The sequence below is a fragment of the Virgibacillus flavescens genome (assembly GCF_050574275.1).
Taxonomy (GTDB): domain Bacteria; phylum Bacillota; class Bacilli; order Bacillales; family Amphibacillaceae; genus Virgibacillus_F; species Virgibacillus_F flavescens.
Genome location: NZ_CP192260.1, coordinates 674,976 through 697,802 on the forward strand (window position 1 = coordinate 674,976; position 22,827 = coordinate 697,802).

Annotated in this window: 17 protein-coding genes, 9 tRNA genes, 3 rRNA genes and 1 other annotated feature; all 29 genes read right to left on the reverse strand. The window is 42.1% G+C overall.

The genetic code is table 11. The features are described 5' to 3' along the window. Window positions 1–181: 181 nt before the first annotated feature. Window positions 182–715 carry a transcription termination/antitermination protein NusG gene (gene nusG / locus VBD025_RS03395; RefSeq protein WP_430789303.1) on the reverse strand — a complete coding sequence of 178 codons (534 nt, stop codon included), beginning with the start codon at window positions 713–715 and terminating at the stop codon, window positions 182–184. Window positions 716–958: 243 nt separating this feature from the next. Further along, complete coding sequence (secE, locus tag VBD025_RS03400; protein ID WP_430789305.1) at window positions 959–1,132, reverse strand: preprotein translocase subunit SecE; 174 nt, start codon at window positions 1,130–1,132, stop codon at window positions 959–961. A gap of 35 nt (window positions 1,133–1,167) precedes the next feature. Next, entirely contained in the window at window positions 1,168–1,317 is a 150-nt protein-coding gene (rpmG, locus tag VBD025_RS03405; protein WP_430789307.1) for a 50S ribosomal protein L33, read from the reverse strand. A 76-nt stretch (window positions 1,318–1,393) separates the two neighbouring features. Beyond that, complete coding sequence (gene sigH / locus VBD025_RS03410) at window positions 1,394–2,044, reverse strand: RNA polymerase sporulation sigma factor SigH (RefSeq protein ID WP_430789309.1); 651 nt, start codon at window positions 2,042–2,044, stop codon at window positions 1,394–1,396. Window positions 2,045–2,163: 119 nt separating this feature from the next. Continuing rightward, window positions 2,164–2,673, reverse strand: coding sequence for an NYN domain-containing protein (locus VBD025_RS03415; RefSeq protein ID WP_430789311.1), 510 nt, complete (start codon window positions 2,671–2,673; stop codon window positions 2,164–2,166). Window positions 2,674–2,676: 3 nt separating this feature from the next. After that, window positions 2,677–3,420 carry a 23S rRNA (guanosine(2251)-2'-O)-methyltransferase RlmB gene (gene rlmB / locus VBD025_RS03420; RefSeq protein ID WP_430789313.1) on the reverse strand — a complete coding sequence of 248 codons (744 nt, stop codon included), beginning with the start codon at window positions 3,418–3,420 and terminating at the stop codon, window positions 2,677–2,679. Between the two features lies 1 nt (window position 3,421). Next, window positions 3,422–3,820, reverse strand: a complete 399-nt coding sequence (locus VBD025_RS03425; protein WP_430789315.1) for a Mini-ribonuclease 3 — start codon at window positions 3,818–3,820, stop codon at window positions 3,422–3,424. Between the two features lie 5 nt (window positions 3,821–3,825). Further along, entirely contained in the window at window positions 3,826–5,226 is a 1,401-nt protein-coding gene (gene cysS, locus VBD025_RS03430; protein WP_430789317.1) for a cysteine--tRNA ligase, read from the reverse strand. Next, complete coding sequence (gene cysE / locus VBD025_RS03435) at window positions 5,207–5,872, reverse strand: serine O-acetyltransferase (RefSeq protein WP_430789319.1); 666 nt, start codon at window positions 5,870–5,872, stop codon at window positions 5,207–5,209. Before cysE ends, cysS begins: the two co-directional genes overlap by 20 nt. A gap of 96 nt (window positions 5,873–5,968) precedes the next feature. Then, window positions 5,969–6,185, reverse strand: a binding site (T-box leader). A gap of 42 nt (window positions 6,186–6,227) precedes the next feature. Beyond that, window positions 6,228–7,697, reverse strand: a complete 1,470-nt coding sequence (gene gltX, locus VBD025_RS03440; protein WP_430789321.1) for a glutamate--tRNA ligase — start codon at window positions 7,695–7,697, stop codon at window positions 6,228–6,230. Window positions 7,698–8,459: 762 nt separating this feature from the next. Next, window positions 8,460–9,560: a PIN/TRAM domain-containing protein gene (locus tag VBD025_RS03445; RefSeq protein ID WP_430789323.1), complete on the reverse strand. Its 1,101-nt coding sequence runs from the start codon at window positions 9,558–9,560 to the stop codon at window positions 8,460–8,462. Window positions 9,561–9,746: 186 nt separating this feature from the next. Further along, on the reverse strand, window positions 9,747–11,120 hold the full coding sequence (gene radA / locus VBD025_RS03450) for a DNA repair protein RadA (RefSeq protein ID WP_430789325.1): 1,374 nt from the start codon (window positions 11,118–11,120) through the stop codon (window positions 9,747–9,749). 210 nt (window positions 11,121–11,330) lie between these two features. After that, window positions 11,331–13,760, reverse strand: coding sequence for an ATP-dependent protease ATP-binding subunit ClpC (clpC, locus tag VBD025_RS03455; RefSeq protein WP_430789327.1), 2,430 nt, complete (start codon window positions 13,758–13,760; stop codon window positions 11,331–11,333). Window positions 13,761–13,772: 12 nt separating this feature from the next. Beyond that, window positions 13,773–14,840, reverse strand: coding sequence for a protein arginine kinase (locus VBD025_RS03460; RefSeq protein ID WP_430789329.1), 1,068 nt, complete (start codon window positions 14,838–14,840; stop codon window positions 13,773–13,775). After that, window positions 14,837–15,385: a UvrB/UvrC motif-containing protein gene (locus VBD025_RS03465; protein ID WP_430789331.1), complete on the reverse strand. Its 549-nt coding sequence runs from the start codon at window positions 15,383–15,385 to the stop codon at window positions 14,837–14,839. Before VBD025_RS03465 ends, VBD025_RS03460 begins: the two co-directional genes overlap by 4 nt. A 14-nt stretch (window positions 15,386–15,399) precedes the next feature. Further along, a complete protein-coding gene (locus VBD025_RS03470; RefSeq protein ID WP_430789333.1) occupies window positions 15,400–15,867 on the reverse strand; it encodes a CtsR family transcriptional regulator in 468 nt (155 codons plus the stop codon). Window positions 15,868–16,102: 235 nt separating this feature from the next. Continuing rightward, window positions 16,103–16,801, reverse strand: a complete 699-nt coding sequence (locus tag VBD025_RS03475) for an MgtC/SapB family protein (protein WP_430789335.1) — start codon at window positions 16,799–16,801, stop codon at window positions 16,103–16,105. Between the two features lie 134 nt (window positions 16,802–16,935). Beyond that, window positions 16,936–17,051, reverse strand: a 5S ribosomal RNA gene (gene rrf / locus VBD025_RS03480). 127 nt (window positions 17,052–17,178) lie between these two features. Continuing rightward, a 23S ribosomal RNA gene (locus VBD025_RS03485) occupies window positions 17,179–20,100 on the reverse strand. Window positions 20,101–20,328: 228 nt separating this feature from the next. Further along, window positions 20,329–21,894, reverse strand: a 16S ribosomal RNA gene (locus VBD025_RS03490). The 16S, 23S and 5S rRNA genes sit together here with 9 tRNA genes alongside, the layout of an rRNA operon. Window positions 21,895–22,007: 113 nt before the next feature. Next, window positions 22,008–22,083 (reverse strand) — tRNA-Ala (locus VBD025_RS03495). Window positions 22,084–22,100: 17 nt separating this feature from the next. Further along, window positions 22,101–22,177 (reverse strand) — tRNA-Pro (locus VBD025_RS03500). Between the two features lie 5 nt (window positions 22,178–22,182). Then, window positions 22,183–22,259 (reverse strand) — tRNA-Arg (locus tag VBD025_RS03505). 3 nt (window positions 22,260–22,262) lie between these two features. Next, window positions 22,263–22,351, reverse strand: a tRNA-Leu gene (locus VBD025_RS03510). A gap of 16 nt (window positions 22,352–22,367) precedes the next feature. Continuing rightward, a tRNA-Gly gene (locus VBD025_RS03515) sits at window positions 22,368–22,442 on the reverse strand. Between the two features lie 16 nt (window positions 22,443–22,458). After that, a tRNA-Leu gene (locus VBD025_RS03520) sits at window positions 22,459–22,543 on the reverse strand. Between the two features lie 9 nt (window positions 22,544–22,552). Continuing rightward, a tRNA-Lys gene (locus VBD025_RS03525) sits at window positions 22,553–22,628 on the reverse strand. 28 nt (window positions 22,629–22,656) lie between these two features. Next, window positions 22,657–22,732, reverse strand: a tRNA-Thr gene (locus tag VBD025_RS03530). Window positions 22,733–22,739: 7 nt separating this feature from the next. Continuing rightward, window positions 22,740–22,815, reverse strand: a tRNA-Val gene (locus VBD025_RS03535). Window positions 22,816–22,827 lie beyond the last annotated feature (12 nt).

A 22,827-nucleotide genomic window follows, 5' to 3' on the forward strand; every position in this document is an offset into this window, starting at 1 on the left:
TGTGGGAACAGCGCGAGCTGAAGATCTAAGCAGGAAAGCGTAGTATATTCGACGATGCGATCGTAGATCTACTTTATTTTGTACAACATGTAACTTTTTCATTTCGCGCTTTACATCTAGAATAAACTCAACAAAACTCACGAAATAACAATTCGTATCAGCCTTGCGTTTCCTGTGCTACTTATAATTTTTCAATTTGCGAGAATTCAAGTTCAACAGGTGTTTCGCGTCCGAACATATTTACATGCACTTTCACTTTTTGCTTATCAATATCTATATGCTCAACTGTACCAGTGAAATTAGCAAACGGTCCTTCGTTCACTCGAACGTTTTCTTTTAAATCGAAATCGATTTGAGTGATTGCTTCTGAAACTCCCATACGTTTCAATACAGTTTCTACCTCGTCCGGTAATAAAGGCGTTGGTTTTGAACCATGGCCACTTGAGCCAACGAAACCAGTAACACCTGGCGTATTTCTTACTACATACCACGAGTCATCCGTCATAATCATTTCGGCTAAGACATAACCAGGAAAGAATTTCTTTTTTACGATCTTCTTTTTCCCGTTTTTTATTTCCGTTTCCTCATCCTCTGGAACGATTACGCGGAATATTTTATCTTCCATACCCATTGTTTCTACACGTTTTTCTAAATTTGTCTTAACTTTGTTTTCATATCCGGAATACGTATGAACTACATACCAGTTTTTCTCCATTTGAACAGGACAATATTATTGCCCTTCCCTCCCTTGACTAAAAAGCGGAGGCGACGACAGCACAATCAAGAGAGCTTAAAATACTGTAATGCCTCTCGGTTGTGTGATCGTTTGCCTATCAATCAGGTAACATCCGCTCTAAAAATTTCTACAATATTAAAAAACCCGTTAAGTCGGGTTTTTTTTCATGCGTTATTAATTTCCATTATAACATAACTATAGCTTTATTATTCAAAAATCTATTTATAAACTATTTAATAAAAGCGTAATTAATGAATCGATAACTGTAAAGAACAATGCAACAAATACCACAGTAGCGATTACAGTAATCGTATAACTAGTTAACTCTTTCCCTTTTGGCCAGCTAACTTTTTTCATTTCACGCGATACATTCTTTAAGAACTTAAAAAGATTCATGATAGTACCCCCAAACCATACCCGAAGGATGCGTCTTATTTAGTTTCACGGTGCAGTGTATGTTTTCCACATGTTTTGCAGTATTTTCTTACTTCCAGTCGATTAGGTTGTGTGGATACATTTTTGTGAGTTGAATAGTTTCTACTAGAGCATTCTGCACACGCTAAAACCACTTTTTTATTCATTCAATCACCCCGAATCAGGGTATTTTACAATACTTCTATTAATGTAGCACTCTTAAATTAATGTGTCAATGCTTGTTTACAAGGTTATCTCTCGTGATTCTATCAATTGTTCGAATTTTCGTTTTACCCGTTGAAGCGCGTTGTCTATCGATTTCACGTGCCTTTTTAATTCTACAGATATTTCCTGATAGGATCTGCCATCCAAATATAGATTCAAGGACTTTTTTTCTAACTCGCTTAATAATTCCGACAATTTACTTTCCATATCGCTGTATTTTTCCCGACTTATGAGTAGTTCCTGTGGATCGATGGATCGTGACCCTGCGATAATATCCAGTAAAGTTCGATCTGATTCTTCATCGTACACCGGTTTATCCAGAGAAACATAGGAATTTAATGGTATGTGCTTTTGCCTAGTAGAAGTTTTTACTGCAGTAATAATTTGTCTTGTGATACACAATTCAGCAAAGGCTTTAAATGAAGAAAGCTTGTCCGAATCAAAATCACGTATTGCTTTAAAAAGACCAATCATACCTTCTTGTACAATATCTTCTTTATCAGCGCCAATTAAAAAATAGGTACGTGCTTTAGCTCGCACAAAGTTTCTATATTTGTGAATTAAATAATCAAGCGCACGGCTATTGTCCTGATGAATCATTGTTATGATCGCATCATCATCCAGCAAACTGAAGTCATCAATTTCTATCTCTAGTTGCTTGACATTCACAAAAAAAGCCCCCCCCACACAAACACTGTCAATATATAGAAGTTATTATACAGGAATTGTTTTGATACCGTCAATATGGAAAAACGATTACAAAGCGTGATTTGTCGGCTTTTTATGTGTTATTCATTGCCACGGCGCCACTTTTCGAACTTTTCTAAAATATCATTTGTTAATGTAATTTTTGTAGGTTTTTTTGTTTTTTTATGTTGTTTGATACTTTCTTGAATATCCACTTCCATGTCAATCAGTTCAATATATAATTCTCTCGCTGACTTCCTAAGTGCACCTCGACCAAAGATAATACGTTGCTCCGCGTAATCGGAGGTAGCAACGTATACCTGGTTGACGACGTTTTTTAAGCTGGTAACAAGCTTTTCAATACGCTCATCAGCGGTCTCGTTTTCCTTCGTGTAGATAATTTCGACTCTATATTCCTTTAACTTATTAGCGGTACCTGATACGTAAAAAGCATCAAAAACGATTATTACCCGGTAACCAGTAAACGCTTTGTATTCTGCCATTTTTTCAATCAAACGGTTTCTGGCTTGCTCCAGATCAATATCCTTTAACCGTTTTAATTCATCCCAGTCGCCTATGATGTTGTACCCGTCCACTACTAGTACGTCCATCACTTATTCCCCTAACGGAGACCTTTTGCGGAATACTTCATAAAGTAATAAACTACAGGCCACAGAAGCGTTTAAAGAGGATACTTTACCTTTTAACGGTAAACTCACAGTCCAGTCACATTTTTCTTGAACCAAACGACTCATGCCTTTGCCTTCATTACCAATTACCAATGCAAGTGGCATTGTACCATCCAATTGACGGTAATCTTCTGTTCCATCTGCGGCAGTACCGACTACCCATACATTTCGTGATTTTAATTCTTCGATTGTAGACGATATATTAGTTACCCGTGCAACCGGGATATGCTCGATTGCCCCAGCTGATGTCTTTGCTACTGTAGCAGTAAGACCAACTGATCTTCGTTTTGGAATAATAACACCATGTACACCTGTAGCATCTGATGTTCGGAGAATAGATCCCAAATTATGCGGGTCCTCAAGCTCGTCCAATATTACAAAAAATGGAGCTTCATCTTTAGCTGCTGCAGCTGCAAACAAATCATCTATGTCAGCATATTGATAGGACGCCACATACGCCAGTATGCCCTGGTGATTACCATCGACCAGCTGATCCAATTTACTCTTAGGCACCTTTTGTACAATCGTGTTAGCTTCTTTGGCCAGCTGATTTACTTTTTTACTTGCGTTTATGTTTAATTGTTCAGAAATCAATACCTTATTTACTGAATGACCTGACCTTAACGCTTCAAATACTGGATTTTTTCCAACTATAATTTCCTGATCCACATCAGTCACTCCTTTCGTCGATGAATTGAATTGCTTTCGTTACTAATTCGTCTAATCGTTCTTCGTTTTTTTGCAGATAATGATAGCCAATTAATGCTTCAAAAGCAGTACTGTACCGATACGTTATAACATTTGTGTTTTTGGGAATGGAGCCGGATTTAGCATTTCTTCCTCGTGCCACAATCCGCTCCTCCTCCTCTGACAGTAATTCGTCTTCCAGCCAGCTCAGGATAATCTTGGCTTGACCTTTTGCCGAAACAAATGCAATTGCTTTTTTATGAAGGCTGTTTGGCTTAACCTGTCCGGAACGAATTAAATGTTCACGAACGCTCGTCTCATAAACAGCATCGCCCATGTACGCTAATGCAAGACTCTTTGTTTGTTTAACATCTAATTTCATTCAAGCTAGCCTCTTTTCCACCTTGTACCTTGAGGTGTATCCTCTAATAAGATATTCTTCTCCTTTAATGTATCGCGAATTTCATCTGCCCGTTTAAAGTCACGGTTTTTACGCGCATCGATCCGTTCCTGAATTAACGCGTCCACTTCTTCATCAAGCAGTACTTCTTTCTCTTTAATTTCAATCCCAAGTACGGCCAAAATGTTTGAGATACTGTTTTGAAATGCCTCAATAACCTGTGAAGATGTATGTTTTGACTTCAAATAAAGATTTGCTTCTTTTGTTAAGTCAAACAGGACAGAAATAGCATTTGCTGTATTGAAATCGTCGTTCATCGCTTCTTCAAAACGTTGATCAAGCTCCTCAATTTTATCATGCCATTCTTGTTTATTCTGATCAAAATCGGTACTTGAAGTTTTTCGGTGTTCTAAATTATCATAAGCATTTTTAATTCGCTCATAACTGTTCTTTGCACCTTCAAGCAGCTCTTCACTAAAGTTTATCGGGTTACGATAATGAACACTCAACATGAAAAAACGAATGATTTTCGGGTCATGTTTTTCAATTAAATCCCTTGTTAAGACAAAGTTTCCAAGCGATTTAGACATTTTTTCGTTATCAATATTAATGTAACCATTATGCATCCAGTATCTGGCAAATGACTTTCCATTCATTGCCTCAGACTGAGCAATTTCATTTTCATGATGCGGGAACGCCAAATCCTGTCCTCCAGCATGAATGTCAATTGTTTCACCAAGATATTTTTTAGCCATGGCCGAGCACTCAATATGCCATCCTGGTCGTCCTTGACCCCATGGTGAATCCCAAGCAATTTCGTCACCCTTAGCTTTTTTCCATAGTGCAAAATCGAGAGGATCCTCTTTTTTCTCACCAATTTGAATCCGCGCTCCAGAACGAAGCTCATCGATTGATTGGTGGGAAAGTTTGCCATATCCATCAAATGACCGTGGTTTAAAATAAACATCTCCGTCAACTTCATAGGCAAAACCTTTTTCAATTAATGTTTTCACAAACGTAATGATATCATCCATCGTTTCCGTTACACGTGGATTGTACGTTGCTTCTTTCACGCCAAGTGCTGCAATATCTTCTTGATACGCGTCAATAAACCGATTTGTCAGGTCAGGAATTTCTTCACCCAATTCGTTTGCCACCTTGATGATCTTATCATCCACATCCGTAAAATTGAGCACATAATCTACGTCAAAACCTTTGTATTCCAGATATCTTCTTACAGAATCAAACACAATCGCTGGTCGTGCATTCCCAATATGAATATAGTTATAAACCGTCGGCCCACATACGTACATGCTGACTTTTCTTTCTTCAAGCGGGGTAAAGACCTCTTTTTCTCGTGTTATTGTATTATAAATTTTCACTGTCATTTTTAGAATCTCTCCCTTTCAGTCGTGCAATCTCATCCGTTAGCAGTTGAATTTCTGTTTCCATTTGGCTGCAGCGATCGTCAACCGGATCAGGTAACTTGTGGTGATCTAAATCTCGCCGGATCTTTTGCCCATCCTGGATAACTACACGTCCAGGGATCCCCACAACAGTAGAGTTGTCAGGCACATCATGCAGCACAACAGAGCCACTGCCAACCTTAGAATTTTCACCAATTATAATAGAACCCAACACCTTTGCACCTGTGGCAATTAGCGCGTTATTCTTAATTGTTGGATGGCGTTTACCTCTCTCTTTCCCTGTTCCTCCAAGCGTAACGCCTTGAAAAATGGTGACATCATTTCCTATCTCACATGTTTCTCCGATAACTACACCCATGCCATGATCTATAAAAAACCTTTCGCCAATCTTTGCGCCAGGATGAATTTCAATTCCTGTAAAGAAGCGATTAATTTGAGAAATAACACGTGCCAAGAAGAACAATTTCCGTTTATATAAAGTATGTGCAATTCGATGGGACCATATCGCGTGCAATCCGGAATACGTTAAAAATATTTCAAAATAAGTTCGAGCTGCCGGGTCCTGTTCAAAGACAACATCCATATCTGCCTTCATACGTTTAAACATTCTAACAATACCTCCCCTGTATAGAAAAAGCACTACACTCCATTTTTACTATTTATTTGGGTGAAAAAATAAAAAACGCCTCTGTGTATGTTACTACACAGAGACGCTTGCAAGCGCGGTTCCACTCTGTTTGGAGTTACTGCAACTCCCAACTTCTGCTCTGATAACGGAGGAGTTCCGCTGTTATATACTGATTTCCATAACAGACTCTGAAGGTGCATTTCAAAAACATCGCTTAGAATCACTTTCAGCCGGTGGGGATTCTCTCTAGATAAGCGAATTGTTTTTTACTTCTCCTTCTCAACGTTCGATATTATACTATTACTATATTACATTTTCATTGGAATGTGAACAATTACGCTTTTAAATCCTTTAAAAGAATATCCAGACGTTTAATAATAACGTCTTTACCTAATAATTGAATCGCCATAGGCAGCTCTGGGCCGTGCGTTTGACCAGTAGTTGCTACGCGAATTGGCATAAATAAGTTCTTTCCTTTTTGTTTCGTTTCTTTCTGTGTCTCTTTAATAGCTGCTTTAATTGTATCTTTATTGAATTCTTGCAGATGAATAAGTTTATCTGCATATACCTGCAGTACTTCCGGGACTTGCTCTCCCTTTAGAACCTCGGTTGCATCTTCATCGTATTCAACCGTTTCATTGAAAAACATGTCGGTTAATTCCACAATTTCTGCGGCATACCGAAGCTGTTCTTCGTAAAGCGAAATTACATCTTCAGCCCATGACCTGGTCTCAGCGTCCATGTCCTCAGATAAACGGCCAGATTCAATTAAATGCGGCATTGTTAATTCAACAACCGTGCTGTGATCTAATGTTTTAATATATAAATTATTCATCCACTTGAGCTTTTGCGGATCGAATATAGCTGCAGATGTAGATAAACGCTCCGGATCAAATATTTCAATCAGTTTTTCTTTACTGAAGATCTCTTCTTCTCCAACCGGTGACCAGCCCAGCAAGGTAATAAAATTGAACATTGCTTCAGGCAGATAGCCCAAATTATGGTATTGCTCAATAAATTGCAGTACATGCTGATCACGTTTACTCAATTTTTTACGCTCTTCATTTAAAATCAGTGTCATATGGCCAAAGGTTGGTGCCTCCCAGCCAAATGCATCATAAATCATCATCTGTTTTGGCGTGTTAGAGATATGCTCTTCGCCGCGAAGGATGTGCGTGATACGCATTAAATGATCATCTATTGCCACCGCAAAGTTGTACGTTGGAATACCATTCTTTTTGACAATGACCCAATCACCAAAATCGCTTGACTCAAATGATATATCGCCACGGACAATGTCGTTGAACTTGTACGTTCGGTTTGCAGGAACGCGCATACGAATACTAGGTTTGCGTCCTTCCTGTTCGAATGCTACTATCTCCGCTTCAGATAAGTCGCAATGTGCTCCCGAATATTTTGGAACCTGTCCATTCGCTTTTTGTTCTTCTCGCTCAGCGTCCAGTTCCTCTTCAGTCATGTAACATTTATAAGCAAGCCCTTGTTCCAAGAGCTCATTTACGTACTTCGTATATAGATCCAACCGCTCCATTTGACGGTAAGGACCATAATCACCACCAATATCGGCGCCTTCATCCCATTCAATTCCTAACCATTTTAAGAATTCAAGCTGGCTTTCCTCTCCTCCAGCAACATTTCTTTTATCATCTGTATCTTCTGTTCGAATTATAAATTTGCCATTAAAATGCTTGGCATATAAGTAGTTAAATAAAGCTGTACGCGCATTTCCAATATGTAAGTGACCCGTTGGACTTGGCGCGTATCGTACGCGAACGTCGTTATTCATAATGGTACCCCTTCCATTGCTAAGTTTTTATAAAGATTCCTTGTAACTGCTAGTATAAATTAATTTACTCAGCATTCGCAAAGCAAAAAAGTTGGTGCTACCTAACTTTAGCTTTCTTATTAAATTCTCGTTCTAAAGCTGCCGTCCAGGATCGCTGCGGGCGGATGCTTTCCGCGGGCACGGCTTCAGTCTCCTCGAGAAACCCACTCTGCGGGGCCTTCAGACTCGTGCTGTTCCCGCAGGAGTCACCGCCCTCCGCTCACCAGGACTGGTAAAGCTATTTAGAAAAAAATGGTGGATAATAAAATTGTCTATTTTCACCCTTACTTAGCATCTTCGAATATACGAAGACTCCTGCGGGAACAGCGCGAGCTGAAGATCCCGCAGGAAAGCGGTCTTTGCTTATCCGAGGAAGCTGAAGCCGTGCCCGCGAAAAGCGAAGTATATTCGAAGATGCGATCGTAGATCCACATATTTCGTACCACATGTAACTTTTTCAGTGGCCAAGAAAGCGAAGAGCATCGAACATGATTTTTAGTTAAGTCGCATTTTACATCAATTATGACAAAGTAACTGGTAACATGTTTTAGGAATAGACATTATTTATAAAACAGTGCTACAAAAACTATAGTTTATCGCAAAAAATATCTATCTGCGAAAGTTGAGTTAATTTATTTACAAAATCTGTAAGAAAACAACCTAATACAAAAAGCGATAACAAGTTGTTATCACTTTTTGTTTCCTTTTTAAGTTATACCCTTTTTACTGTGCTTTTTCAAGTAATTTTGGTTTAGCAAAGATCATTCTTCCTGCAGAAGTTTGAAGAACACTAGTAATTAATACTTCGATTGTCTTTCCAATATAATTACGTCCTTCTTCTACAACAATCATTGTTCCATCATCAAGATATGCGATTCCCTGATTCTGTTCTTTACCATCTTTAATCACTTGTACCATTAATTCTTCACCTGGTAAGACAACTGGCTTTACAGCGTTTGCCAAGTCATTTATGTTCAGAACATGAACACCCTGGAAGTCACATACTTTGTTTAAATTAAAATCATTTGTCACAACGATACCGTCAATTACTTTAGCTAGCTTAATCAGCTTACTGTCAACTTCTTGTATCTCTTCAAAATCACCTTCATAGATTTCAACATTTACTGGTATTTCTTTTTGAATACGATTTAAAATATCCAGACCACGTCGACCTCTATTCCGCTTGAGCACATCGGATGAATCAGCAATATGCTGCAGTTCACCTAATACAAACTGCGGGATTACGATCGTTCCTTCTAAAAAGCTGGTCTGACAAATATCTGCTATGCGACCATCAATTATTACACTTGTATCTAAAATTTTCGCCTTAGGTTGTATCATTTCAGCAGAAGTATCCGTTTCATCCGTTTTTCTTCGTTCCCGGTCTTTTCTGTTAACCGTCAAAAGATTCAGGAATTCATCACGACGTCTGAATCCTACTTGAAATCCAAAATAACCAAGGAAAAATGTTAAAAATAGCGGGATAACCTGGGACACCAATTCAATCTGAATGTCTGTTAAAGGGATATTTATCAAGAATGCAATTACCAGGCCAATTATTAAGCCTAAACTTCCAAAGAATAAATCACCTACTGGTACCTTGATCAGTGTGTCTTCTGTCCACCGCAGGAATCCTACGATATAATCTGTTGCCCAAAAGGTTATAAGGAATAAAATGATTGCACCTAGCAATAAGCCCAAATAAGGGGATGCCATCCATTTTGCATCATCAAAGTTTAATAATTTAATAATATCCGGGATATATAAATATCCAATGGTACCTCCTGCAACTAGAAAAAATAAATGCACGATTTTTTTCAGCACCACGTTCACCTCCTACCTTTTAGTATTACCAAGTGTTTTGTAAAATAACCCCAATTAAATGTCTCGACTTTTCTATAGTTAAAGAATAGCATAAGTGCTATTTTCAGTCAATTTAGCAAACATTAAATTTTATCACAGTAAATTTAATGTGTCAATTTGTATTATTTTGGAAATTTTTTTGTTCCTTTATGTCGAAACTCCTATTGCGAGTGCTTCCTGCACAGTGTTAACACCAATAACCTGAATCGATTCAGGCGGCGTCCAGCCTTCTAAATTTTTCTTAGGGCAAATCACTCGTTTGAAACCAAGTTTAGCTGCTTCTTGAACTCGCTGTTCAATCCGGGAAACCCTTCTGATTTCTCCAGTTAAACCTACTTCACCTACAAAAATATCATCCGGTTTCGTTGGCTGATCCCGAAAGCTCGATGCGATGCTCACAGCTATCGCCAAATCAATAGCGGGCTCGTCTAATTTTACTCCACCGGCCACTTTTACATATGCGTCCTGATTCTGCAACATTAGACCAACTCGTTTTTCCAGTACAGCCATCAGTAGTGGTACTCGGTTGTTATCAATCCCTGTTGCCATTCTTCTTGGATTACCAAAGCTCGACGGTGAGATCAATGCTTGTATCTCTACCAGAACCGGCCTTGTACCCTCCATGGAAGCAACAACCGTTGAACCGGCTGCGCCTTGCGATCTTTCTTCAAGAAAGATCTTTGAAGGGTTCATAACCTCTCGGAGGCCCTCTTCCTTCATTTCAAAAATACCCATTTCGTTCGTACTTCCAAACCGGTTCTTCACTCCACGTAAAATCCGATAGGTATGATGACGTTCACCTTCAAAGTATAAAACCGCGTCAACCATATGCTCCAGTAATCTTGGACCAGCAATTGAGCCTTCCTTAGTTACATGACCAACGATAAAAATGGGGATTCCATTTGATTTGGCAATTCTCATTAGTTCACTCGTACATTCGCGAACTTGAGAAACACTGCCAGGCGCACTCGTTACTTCTTCACGGAAGATGGTCTGGATAGAGTCAATTACGACAAATGACGGTTTCAACTGTGTAATCTGATTCGAAATATCATGTAAGTTTGTTTCGGCAAGTACATACAGCAAATCCGATTTAATTGCCAAACGATCAGCACGCAGTTTAGTTTGTTTCGATGATTCTTCTCCAGATATATATAAAACAGGCAATTGTTTATCTGCTAGCTGGGAAGATATCTGTAAAAGCAGTGTCGACTTACCAATTCCAGGATCGCCACCAATTAACACAAGTGATCCAGGCACAACACCACCGCCAAGAACACGATTAAATTCTGTCATATCTGTTTTTATTCTTGGTTCCTTATCTGATTCAATTGCAGTTATTCTCTCAGGTTTACGCTGTATATTGGAGATGCCTGTACTGGTTTGACGAGCACCTTTACTAGGAGATTCAATTTCTTCCACAAGTGTATTCCAGTTGTTGCATCCAGGGCACTTTCCCATCCATTTCGCTGATTCATAGCCGCATTCCTGGCACACATATTTCATTTTACGTTTTGCCAACATGAACCACCCTTTCACCCTGTCTCTCTATTGTATACGAAATGCCTAGCACATAGGTTACAGGTTTCTATCAAATTTATTATTATTTTCCACATTCGTGCCACAAAGTTCCGTTTATCATGGTTTTTCAATTTACGTAAGATTGTAAAAAGCTAGAAGGTCGAATCCTTCTAGCTTTTTACAGGTATCTTTCTAACAAGTTCTATCATTCTATGGAAGAATGATAAATTCACCCTTGTTATTAAGTCCAACTTTTACTTTTTGACCTTTTGCTATATTTTCTTTAAGCAGCTCTTCAGAAAGTAAATCTTCAATATTCTTTTGAATGGATCTGCGCAGTGGTCGCGCACCATATTCAGGGTCATACCCATCATTTGCTATTTTCTCTACTGCTTTATCGGTTAGTGAAAAGTCAATTTCATTATCCAACAATCGTTTTTGAAGCTGTTGAATCATTAACGTTACGATATCTTTCATGTGTTTTCTCTCAAGTGAGTGGAAGACAATGGTTTCGTCAATTCGATTTAGGAACTCTGGACGGAAGGCTTTTTTCAGTTCTTCCGTAACCTTAGCTTTCATGTCTTTATAGTCCCTGCCCTCTTCAACTAAATTAAAGCCTACATGCTTATTCTTTTTAAGCTCGCTTGCCCCAACGTTTGAGGTCATGATGAGCACTGTATTACGGAAGTCCACCAGACGACCTTTGGAATCGGTTAATCTGCCGTCTTCCAGTACTTGAAGTAAGATATTAAAGACTTCAGGATGCGCTTTCTCTACTTCATCAAGCAATACGACAGAATATGGTTTACGGCGAACCTTTTCCGTTAACTGTCCACCTTCTTCATACCCTACATAACCAGGAGGTGAGCCTACTAAACGTGACGTAGAATGTTTTTCCATGTACTCTGACATATCCACGCGAATCATTGCATCTTCATCACCAAACATAGACTCTGCCAATGCACGTGCAAGCTCGGTTTTACCTACACCAGTAGGTCCAAGGAATATAAACGAGCCAATTGGACGTTTAGGATCTTTAAGACCGGCTCTTGCACGTCGAATCGCTTTAGATGTAGCTACAACTGCTTCCTCTTGACCAATTACACGATTATGAAGAACACTTTCCATGTTTAATAGTCGATCACTTTCATCCTTCGTCAGTTTGGATACTGGAATTCCAGTCCAAATTGATACGACAGAAGCAATATCTTCTATAGTTACTTCTGAATCTTCCTGTCCTTGCTTTTCTTTCCATTGATTCTTGGTTTGTTCCAGTTCCTCGCGAAGCTTCTGCTCTGAATCACGTAAGGAAGCCGCTTTTTCAAATTCCTGTCCTTGTACAGCTGCGTCTTTTTCCTTCCGTACTTCTTCAAGCTTTTGTTCCAGTTCTTTTAAATTAGGTGGAATTGTGTAAGAACGCAAGCGCACTTTTGAACCAGCTTCATCGATCAAATCAATTGCTTTGTCCGGCAAGAAACGGTCGGTTATATATCTGTTGGATAAGTTCGCTGCCGCATCAATGGCATCATCAGTAATTGTTACACGGTGATGCGCTTCATAGCGGTCACGCAGACCACGCAGAATTTGAATGGTTTCTTCAAGTGTTGGTTCATCCACTTGAATCGGTTGAAAACGACGTTCCAAAGCTGCGTCTTTTTCAATATATTTACGATATTCATCAAGTGTCGTTGCGCCAATACACTGAAGTTCACCGCGGGCAAGCGATGGTTTCAAAATATTCGAAGCATCAATCGCGCCTTCTGCTCCGCCAGCCCCGATCAATGTATGCAATTCATCAATAAATAATATAATATTGCCTGCTTGCCTTATTTCTTCCATAACTTTTTTTAATCGGTCTTCAAACTCACCACGATATTTAGTTCCTGCTACAACAGTTCCCATATCTAATGTCATAACCCGTTTGTCGCGTAATGTTTCAGGTACTTCATTGTCAATGATTTGTTGTGCTAATCCTTCTGCGACTGCTGTTTTACCAACTCCAGGTTCACCAACTAAGACAGGATTGTTTTTCGTACGGCGACTCAATATCTGAATGACACGTTCGATTTCCTTACCGCGTCCAATAACCGGATCGACATTACCTTCCTTGGCAATGGAGGTAAGATCACGTGCTAATGAATCAAGTGTAGGTGTGTTAGCGCTCGTTGCCTGGCCACCACGTCCTTGACGATTTGCTTGTGACTCATTGCTTCCAAGGAGCTGCAATACCTGCTGCCTTGCTTTATTTAAACTAACTCCCAGGTTATTTAACACACGCGCTGCTACGCCTTCACCTTCACGAATAAGTCCAAGTAAAATATGTTCTGTACCAACGTATGAATGCCCAAGCTTTCGTGCTTCGTCTTGTGAAAGCTCAACTACTTTTTTTGCACGTGGTGTATAGTGAATCGTCTGCATTGGCTGTTTACCAACTCCAATTAACTGCTCAACTTCTCCTTGAATTTTTTCAATTTCAAGACCAAGTGACTGGAGTGCCTTAGCTGCAATACCTTCTCCTTCTCTCACCAATCCTAATAAAATATGTTCTGTACCAATATTATTATGACCAAGTCTAACTGCTTCTTCTTGTGATAACGCCAATACTTTTTGTGCTCTTTCTGTAAAACGTCCAAACATCATATGGCTTTCCTCCTACTTTTCCTCTAATTTTAATCGTTCACGAATGAGAGTAGCTCTTCGTACATCTCTCTCTTTTGGTGTTAATGTTTTCTTTGCATATTGCTGGAGAAATCCAGGTTGCGTTAAAATCATTAATTCATTAAGTATGCTTCTGGAAACATGTTTAATCATACCTAAATCAATACCCAAGCGAACATTCGATAAACATTTCGACGCTTCGGCTGATTCAATAATCCGGCTGTATTTTAATACACCATATGAGCGATAAATTCGATCCTCTAGTCTCGTGCTGGATTGTTCCATAATTGTATTTCTGGCTGATCGTTCTTGTTCAATCAGCTGGCGAACTACGCTCTGCAAATCCTGAACAATATCCTCCTCGGATTTACCAAGTGTAATTTGATTGGATATTTGAAAAATGTTACCTACTGCTTCACTGCCTTCACCATAAATGCCGCGGACAACAAGACCTAGCTGGTTGATGGCAGGAATCATACGATTTATTTGCTGTGTGAAGGTTAAGGCTGGTAGATGCATCATAACAGAAGCCCGCATACCCGTTCCAACATTAGTCGGACAGCTGGTTAAATACCCCCTGTTTTCATCATATGCATAATTTATTTTCTCTTCCAGCCAATCATCAAGTTCAAACGATTTTTCCAGTGCTTTACTTAGTTGAAATCCAGGAAAATATAGTTGAATTCGAATATGGTCCTCCTCGTTAATCATCACCGATACCTGTTCACTTTTTGAAATTAATGATGCAGCAGTTTCGGAATGTTTTGCAAGGTGTGGACTGATTAAATGCTTTTCCACCAGTACCCGTTTTTCTATCGCACTTAAGTCGTGCATTGGCACAAATTGAAAATCTGCATATTCCTGAAACGATTGATGTTCATATTCTTTCTCCATGAACTCCCTTATCTTGTCTAGTTCCTCTTTTTCAGCAATGATTGGATAAGCAGAATCTGCGAAGTTGCGTGCCAGACGAATTCTGCTGCTTAATACTATATCGCTATCAGGACCATCTTCGCGCATCCATGGACTAATTGCCTCATTCATAAAATTTTGCAGTGTCAAGACTGATCACCACCTTTACTCTGGTGCATCTCTTTTTCTAATTCACGTATTTTATCACGTATTTGAGCAGCTTCCTCAAAAGCTTCATTTTCAATTAAATTAGTTAACGTTGCTTTATATGCATCCAATTGTTTGCGTGTGTGTAAATTACCACCCTGACGCTTAGGTATTTTCCCGTAATGTCTTGTATTCCCACTGTGTACACGACGGAATACCGAATCCAAACGATTTGAGAATGTATGATAGCACGCTGCACACCCAAATTTACCAACACGTTTAAACTCCGTAAACGTCATTTCACATTTGGGGCACTGCAGTTCTTTAACTTGTGGGTCTGAGGTTGTGTTTTGCGCGCCAATAGATGAAGTATCAAAATTAAATAGTCCGGTTAGTAAACTATGAAGTGAAAATCCTTCTTCAGGATACGTCATATATCCTTTTTCTTTAGCACATATCTCACATAAATGTATCTCTGTTTTATTTCCATTGACAACCTGTGCAAAATGTAATGATGCAGGCCGTTGATTACATTCCTGACACTCCATAAGTTCCCCTCCTCTTATGAATTTAAATATTTTAATGTGGTTAACATTGCAGTTAGTACTCGAGCTCTGACTTCGTCCCGAAGAGGCAATTTAAATGCTAATACATTCCGATCTATAGCACTAAGCATGATTTTCGCTTCCCGTTCTGTGATTAATTCTTCTTCTAATAGTCTTTCCAGTATATCGATAGAAGATTGCTGCGTAACGGTAGGATTAATTAGATCAATAATCTCATCGATTAAATCCGAATGCTCCTGGTATTTAATACGTATAATACGTATATACCCTCCTCCGCCTCGTTTACTCTCCACAATATATCCCTTTTCCACTGTGAAGCGAGTATTAATCACATAATTAATTTGCGATGGAACGCATTTAAACTGACTGGCTATTTCACTTCGCTTAATCTCGATAGCATCTTGTCTGGCTGTCTCTAAAATTTCTTTTAAATGTTGTTCAATGATATCAGATATATTACTCAAAGGTGCCTCCTCCTCGTTATCGTATAATTGCTGTAACGAACTTCTCTTTCTATATGCATTATTGACTTTGACTATCTTTGACTTTCCTTTTATTATACGCAAATTTTTTACATATGCAAATACAATGTTCAACCCTATTTTCGCCAATAGAAATAAAATTAAAACGAAAATCAGGAATTAAAAAAGCACCTGCTCGATTTTCAGTCGATACAAGTGCATTCCGGACTTCCAAAAATTAATTTCTTTCAATAATATTTTTCACTTGTTCAATATTGGAAATCTCCTCAAATAATGCGACTCTGTTTAAACCAGCATTGTTTTCAATTTTTATAAAGATGTTACGTGTCTTCTCATCCACGCGTTCAATCTCCACTTTCGTAATTAACAAGTTATATGATTCGAAAATAGATACAATGTTGTTAACTGGAAGTTCGGGTAAAGCGACAATCTCGATCAAATTTGAATAGACACCTTTCTTGAAAAGTTTTTCAAAGTTATTTAAGAACACCAAACTGAGTAAAATCACAAGTGTTGTAAAGACTGCGATTGAATACATACCAGCACCTACTACAAGCCCAATCCCAGCTACCGTCCAGATGGATGCTGCAGTAGTTAAGCCACGAATAGTCATCCCATTTACCATAATGGTTCCCGCACCTAGAAAACCAATACCACTAATAACATATGAAGGGATTCGTGCTGGATCAAAACGGATATTCTCAGATGAGCCGATAAACTCTTCGAATCCATATAACGATAAGAGCATCATTAAACACGATCCGACTCCCACTAGAATATGTGTGCGAAAACCAGCAGAATGGTTTTTTATCTCACGTTCAAATCCAATTAAACCTGATAGTATTAACGCAATTAATATTCTTACAATACTTATTAAAAAATGTTCCCCCAAAAACTGATCGATTAGTTCCCCCACTGTCCAACACCTCAATTATATATATACTGATTAGTTTACAATATAATTCATCAGATTCATATAAAAAATTTAGGAGTATAAAAAACAACGAAAAAAAGCGAAGATACGATTTAACGTATCTTCGCTTATCTTTTGCCTGGCGGCGTCCTACTCTTGCAGGGACAAAGTCCCAACTACCATCGGCGCTGGAGAGCTTAACTACTGTGTTCGGTATGGGAACAGGTGTGACTTCTCCGCTATAACTACCAGACCATCTTGAAAATTCAAGGACAAGATTTATTATAGCTATTCTCGCATGAAAATGCAAGTGCTATTTTTAATTTTTCTTGTACCCTAAAAACTAAATAAGAGCGCAATAAACATGACATCGTAAATGGTTAGTTAAGTCCTCGATCTATTAGTATTCGTCAGCTCCACGTGTCACCACGCTTCCACCTCGAACCTATCAACCTCATCGTCTCTGAGGGATCTTACTCACTCGAAGTGATGGGAAGTCTCATCTTGAGGGGGGCTTCATGCTTAGATGCTTTCAGCACTTATCCTTTCCACACGTAGCTACCCAGCTATGCTCCTGGCGGAACAACTGGTACACCAGCGGTATGTCCATCCCGGTCCTCTCGTACTAAGGACAGCTCCTCTCAAACTTCCAACGCCCACGACGGATAGGGACCGAACTGTCTCACGACGTTCTGAACCCAGCTCGCGTACCGCTTTAATGGGCGAACAGCCCAACCCTTGGGACCGACTACAGCCCCAGGATGCGATGAGCCGACATCGAGGTGCCAAACCTCCCCGTCGATGTGAACTCTTGGGGGAGATAAGCCTGTTATCCCCGGGGTAGCTTTTATCCGTTGAGCGATGGCCCTTCCATGCGGAACCACCGGATCACTAAGCCCGACTTTCGTCCCTGCTCGACTTGTAGGTCTCGCAGTCAAGCTCCCTTATGCCTTTACACTCTACGAATGATTTCCAACCATTCTGAGGGAACCTTTGGGCGCCTCCGTTACTCTTTGGGAGGCGACCGCCCCAGTCAAACTACCCGCCTGACACTGTCTCCGAACCGGATTACGGTCCTGGGTTAGAATGTCCGTACAGCCAGGGTGGTATCCCACGGATGCCTCCACCGAAGCTAGCGCTCCGGTTTCTAAGGCTCCCACCTATCCTGTACAAGCTGTACCAACATTCAATATCAGGCTATAGTAAAGCTCCACGGGGTCTTTCCGTCCTGTCGCGGGTAATGCGCATCTTCACGCATAGTATAATTTCACCGGGTCTCTCGTTGAGACAGTGCCCAAGTCGTTGCACCTTTCGTGCGGGTCGGAACTTACCCGACAAGGAATTTCGCTACCTTAGGACCGTTATAGTTACGGCCGCCGTTTACTGGGGCTTCGGTTCTAAGCTTCGCGCCCGAAGGCGCTAACCTTTCCCCTTAACCTTCCAGCACCGGGCAGGTGTCAGCCCCTATACTTCGCCTTTCGGCTTCGCAGAGACCTGTGTTTTTGCTAAACAGTCGCTTGGGCCTATTCACTGCGGCTCCTCCTTAAAAGGAGCACCCCTTCTCCCGAAGTTACGGGGTCATTTTGCCGAGTTCCTTAACGAGAGTTCTCCCGATCACCTTAGGATTCTCTCCTCGCCTACCTGTGTCGGTTTACGGTACGGGCACCTATGAACTCACTAGAGGCTTTTCTTGGCAGTGTGAAATCCAGAACTTCGGTACTTAATTTCCCTCCCCATCACAGCTCAGAATTGTTGGACGGATTTGCCAATCCAACTCCCTTGCTGCTTGGGCGCACTCATCCATCGGTGCGCATTCCTTATCCTACTGCGTCCCCCCATCGCTCAAACATTCATGAGGTGGTACAGGAATATCTACCTGTTGTCCATCGCCTACGCCTTTCGGCCTCGGCTTAGGTCCCGACTAACCCTGAGCGGACGAGCCTTCCTCAGGAAACCTTAGGCTTTCGGTGAAAGAGATTCTCACTCTTTTTTCGCTACTCATACCGGCATTCTCACTTCGAAACGCTCCACCAGTCCTCACGGTCTGACTTCACAGCAGTTCGAACGCTCTCCTACCATTGTTCAAAGAACAATCCGCAGCTTCGGTGATACGTTTAGCCCCGGTACATTTTCGGCGCAGAGTCACTCGACCAGTGAGCTATTACGCACTCTTTAAATGGTGGCTGCTTCTAAGCCAACATCCTGGTTGTCTGGGCAACTCCACATCCTTTTCCACTTAACGTATACTTTGGGACCTTAGCTGGCGGTCTGGGCTGTTTCCCTTTCGACTATGAACCTTATCACCCATAGTCTGACTCCCAGGCTTACGTAGCTGGCATTCGGAGTTTGACTGAATTCGGTAACCCGGTGAGGGCCCCTAGTCCAATCAGTGCTCTACCTCCAGTACGCATCTGCCTGAGGCTAGCCCTAAAGCTATTTCGGAGAGAACCAGCTATCTCCGTGTTCGATTGGCATTTCACCCCTACCCACACCTCATCCCCGCATTTTTCAACATACGTGGGTTCGGGCCTCCAGTCAGTGTTACCTGACCTTCACCCTGGACATGGGTAGATCACACGGTTTCGGGTCTACGACCGCATACTATTTCGCCCTATTCAGACTCGCTTTCGCTGCGGCTCCGTGTCTTCCACTTAACCTTGCATACGATCGTAACTCGCCGGTCCATTCTACAAAAGGTACGCCGTCACCCATTAACGGGCTTCGACTACTTGTAAGCGCACGGTTTCAGGATCTCTTTCACTCCCCTTCCGGGGTGCTTTTCACCTTTCCCTCACGGTACTGGTTCACTATCGGTCACTAGGTAGTATTTAGCCTTGGGAGATGGTCCTCCCGGATTCCGACGGGATTTCTCGTGTCCCGCCGTACTCAGGATACACTCCGGAGGAAACACTTTTTCGACTACAGGGCTCTTACCCGCTATGGCTGATCGTTCCAGATCGATTCATCTAAAGTATTTCTTTGTAACTCCAAAGGAGTGTCCTACAACCCCAGAAAGCAAGCTTTCTGGTTTGGGCTGATTCCGTTTCGCTCGCCGCTACTCAGGAAATCGCATTTGCTTTCTCTTCCTCCGGGTACTGAGATGTTTCAGTTCCCCGGGTCTGCCTCACATACCCTATGTATTCAGATATGCGTACTGCTCCATTACGAACAGTGGGTTTCCCCATTCGGAAATCCTCGGATCAATGTCTACTTACAACTCCCCGAGGCATATCGGTGTTAGTCCCGTCCTTCGTCGGCTCCTAGTGCCAAGGCATTCACCGTGCGCTCTTCTTCACTTAACTATCTTTATGATTAAGAACTTACGTTTTAATTCGATGTCTTGTCTATATTGCTCTTATTTAGTTTTCAAGGTACAAAAAGAGAGATTCGCATCCCTCAAAACTGAACAAACAACCTTGTATGTTAAGGCCTATCAACGATAGGTCTTACGATGACGCAAGCGTCACCGATTTTCCGTTAAACAGTACGGCTTCCACTATCACTAGCTTCGGCTTTCTGTTTTTCCTTAGAAAGGAGGTGATCCAGCCGCACCTTCCGATACGGCTACCTTGTTACGACTTCACCCCAATCATTGGTCCCACCTTCGGCGGCTGGCCCCTAAAAGGTTACCTCACCGACTTCGGGTGTTACCAACTCTCGTGGTGTGACGGGCGGTGTGTACAAGGCCCGGGAACGTATTCACCGCGGCATGCTGATCCGCGATTACTAGCGATTCCGGCTTCATGTAGGCGAGTTGCAGCCTACAATCCGAACTGAGAATGGTTTTATGGGATTTGCTTGACCTCGCGGTTTTGCGTCCCTTTGTTCCATCCATTGTAGCACGTGTGTAGCCCAGGTCATAAGGGGCATGATGATTTGACGTCATCCCCACCTTCCTCCGGTTTGTCACCGGCAGTCACCTTAGAGTGCCCAACTGAATGCTGGCAACTAAGATCAAGGGTTGCGCTCGTTGCGGGACTTAACCCAACATCTCACGACACGAGCTGACGACAACCATGCACCACCTGTCACTCTGTCCCCGAAGGGAACACGATATCTCTATCGCTTGCAGAGGATGTCAAGACCTGGTAAGGTTCTTCGCGTTGCTTCGAATTAAACCACATGCTCCACCGCTTGTGCGGGCCCCCGTCAATTCTTTTGAGTTTCAGCCTTGCGGCCGTACTCCCCAGGCGGAGTGCTTAATGCGTTAACTTCAGCACTAAGGGGCGGAAACCCCCTAACACCTAGCACTCATCGTTTACGGCGTGGACTACCAGGGTATCTAATCCTGTTCGCTCCCCACGCTTTCGCTCCTCAGCGTCAGTTACAGACCAGAGAGTCGCCTTCGCCACTGGTGTTCCTCCACATCTCTACGCATTTCACCGCTACACGTGGAATTCCACTCTCCTCTTCTGTACTCAAGTCCTCCAGTTTCCAATGACCCTCCACGGTTGAGCCGTGGGCTTTCACATCAGACTTAAAAGACCGCCTGCGAGCGCTTTACGCCCAATAATTCCGGACAACGCTTGCCCCCTACGTATTACCGCGGCTGCTGGCACGTAGTTAGCCGGGGCTTTCTGGTTAGGTACCGTCAAGGCACCGTCCTATTAGAACGGTACTTGTTCTTCCCCAACAACAGAGCTTTACGATCCGAAAACCTTCATCACTCACGCGGCGTTGCTCCGTCAGACTTTCGTCCATTGCGGAAGATTCCCTACTGCTGCCTCCCGTAGGAGTCTGGGCCGTGTCTCAGTCCCAGTGTGGCCGATCACCCTCTCAGGTCGGCTACGCATCGTCGCCTTGGTGGGCCATTACCCCACCAACTAGCTAATGCGACGCGGGCCCATCTGCAAGTGACAGCCGAAGCCGCCTTTCAACTTTCTACCATGAGATAAAAAGTATTATTCGGTATTAGCTCCGGTTTCCCGGAGTTATCCCAATCTTGCAGGCAGGTTGCCCACGTGTTACTCACCCGTCCGCCGCTCGTTCCACAAGCGCACAACCCGAAGGGTGATTGCTTGCTTCCCGCGCTCGACTTGCATGTATTAGGCACGCCGCCAGCGTTCGTCCTGAGCCAAGATCAAACTCTCCAAAATAGTTTGGATAAGATTAATAAAATTAATCCCATCAGTTGTCTTAGCTTTCTTGCTTGTTCTTAACATACTTGGTTGTTTTGTTCAGTTTTCAAGGATCAAATTTCAATGTTATATGGTGGAGCCTAGCGGGATCGAACCGCTGACCTCCTGCGTGCAAGGCAGGCGCTCTCCCAGCTGAGCTAAGGCCCCATAAGTGAGTTTTAAAATGGTCGGGAAGACAGGATTCGAACCTGCGACCCCATGGACCCAAACCATGTGCTCTACCAAGCTGAGCTACTTCCCGATATATGGTGCGCCCGAGAGGAGTCGAACCTCTAACCGCTTGATTCGTAGTCAAGTACTCTATCCAATTGAGCTACGGGCGCTAATGGTGCCGAGGGCCGGACTCGAACCGGCACGATAGTTACCTACCGCAGGATTTTAAGTCCTGTGCGTCTGCCAATTCCGCCACCCCGGCATGACTTTGACATATATGGAGCGGAAGACGGGATTCGAACCCGCGACCCCCACCTTGGCAAGGTGATGTTCTACCACTGAACTACTTCCGCTTAATTAATTAGTAAATGGTGCGGGTGAAGGGACTTGAACCCCCACGTCAAAAGACACTAGATCCTAAGTCTAGCGCGTCTGCCAATTCCGCCACACCCGCATATTATAATGGTGAGCCATGAAGGATTCGAACCTTCGACCCTCTGATTAAAAGTCAGATGCTCTACCAACTGAGCTAATGGCTCGTACTAATTAATAACTTACTTATATGAATGGTGCCGGCCAGAGGACTTGAACCCCCAACCTACTGATTACAAGTCAGTTGCTCTACCAGTTGAGCTAGGCCGGCAAAAAAATGGTGGAGGATGCAGGGCTCGAACCTGCGACCCCCTGCTTGTAAGGCAGGTGCTCTCCCAGCTGAGCTAATCCTCCGAAATATATGTA

Excerpts from the sequence above, each read along its gene's own strand:
- nusG (WP_430789303.1), bottom strand. The coding sequence starts at position 715 with ATGGAGAAAAACTGGTATGTAGTTCATACGTATTCCGGATATGAAAAC.
- secE (WP_430789305.1), bottom strand. The coding sequence starts at position 1,132 with ATGAATCTTTTTAAGTTCTTAAAGAATGTATCGCGTGAAATGAAAAAA.
- rpmG (WP_430789307.1), bottom strand. The coding sequence starts at position 1,317 with ATGAATAAAAAAGTGGTTTTAGCGTGTGCAGAATGCTCTAGTAGAAAC.
- VBD025_RS03415 (WP_430789311.1), bottom strand. The coding sequence starts at position 2,673 with ATGGACGTACTAGTAGTGGACGGGTACAACATCATAGGCGACTGGGAT.
- VBD025_RS03425 (WP_430789315.1), bottom strand. The coding sequence starts at position 3,820 with ATGAAATTAGATGTTAAACAAACAAAGAGTCTTGCATTAGCGTACATG.
- cysS (WP_430789317.1), bottom strand. The coding sequence starts at position 5,226 with ATGACAGTGAAAATTTATAATACAATAACACGAGAAAAAGAGGTCTTT.
- cysE (WP_430789319.1), bottom strand. The coding sequence starts at position 5,872 with ATGTTTAAACGTATGAAGGCAGATATGGATGTTGTCTTTGAACAGGAC.
- gltX (WP_430789321.1), bottom strand. The coding sequence starts at position 7,697 with ATGAATAACGACGTTCGCGTACGATACGCGCCAAGTCCAACGGGTCAC.
- clpC (WP_430789327.1), bottom strand. The coding sequence starts at position 13,760 with ATGATGTTTGGACGTTTTACAGAAAGAGCACAAAAAGTATTGGCGTTA.
- VBD025_RS03465 (WP_430789331.1), bottom strand. The coding sequence starts at position 15,385 with ATGGAGTGTCAGGAATGTAATCAACGGCCTGCATCATTACATTTTGCA.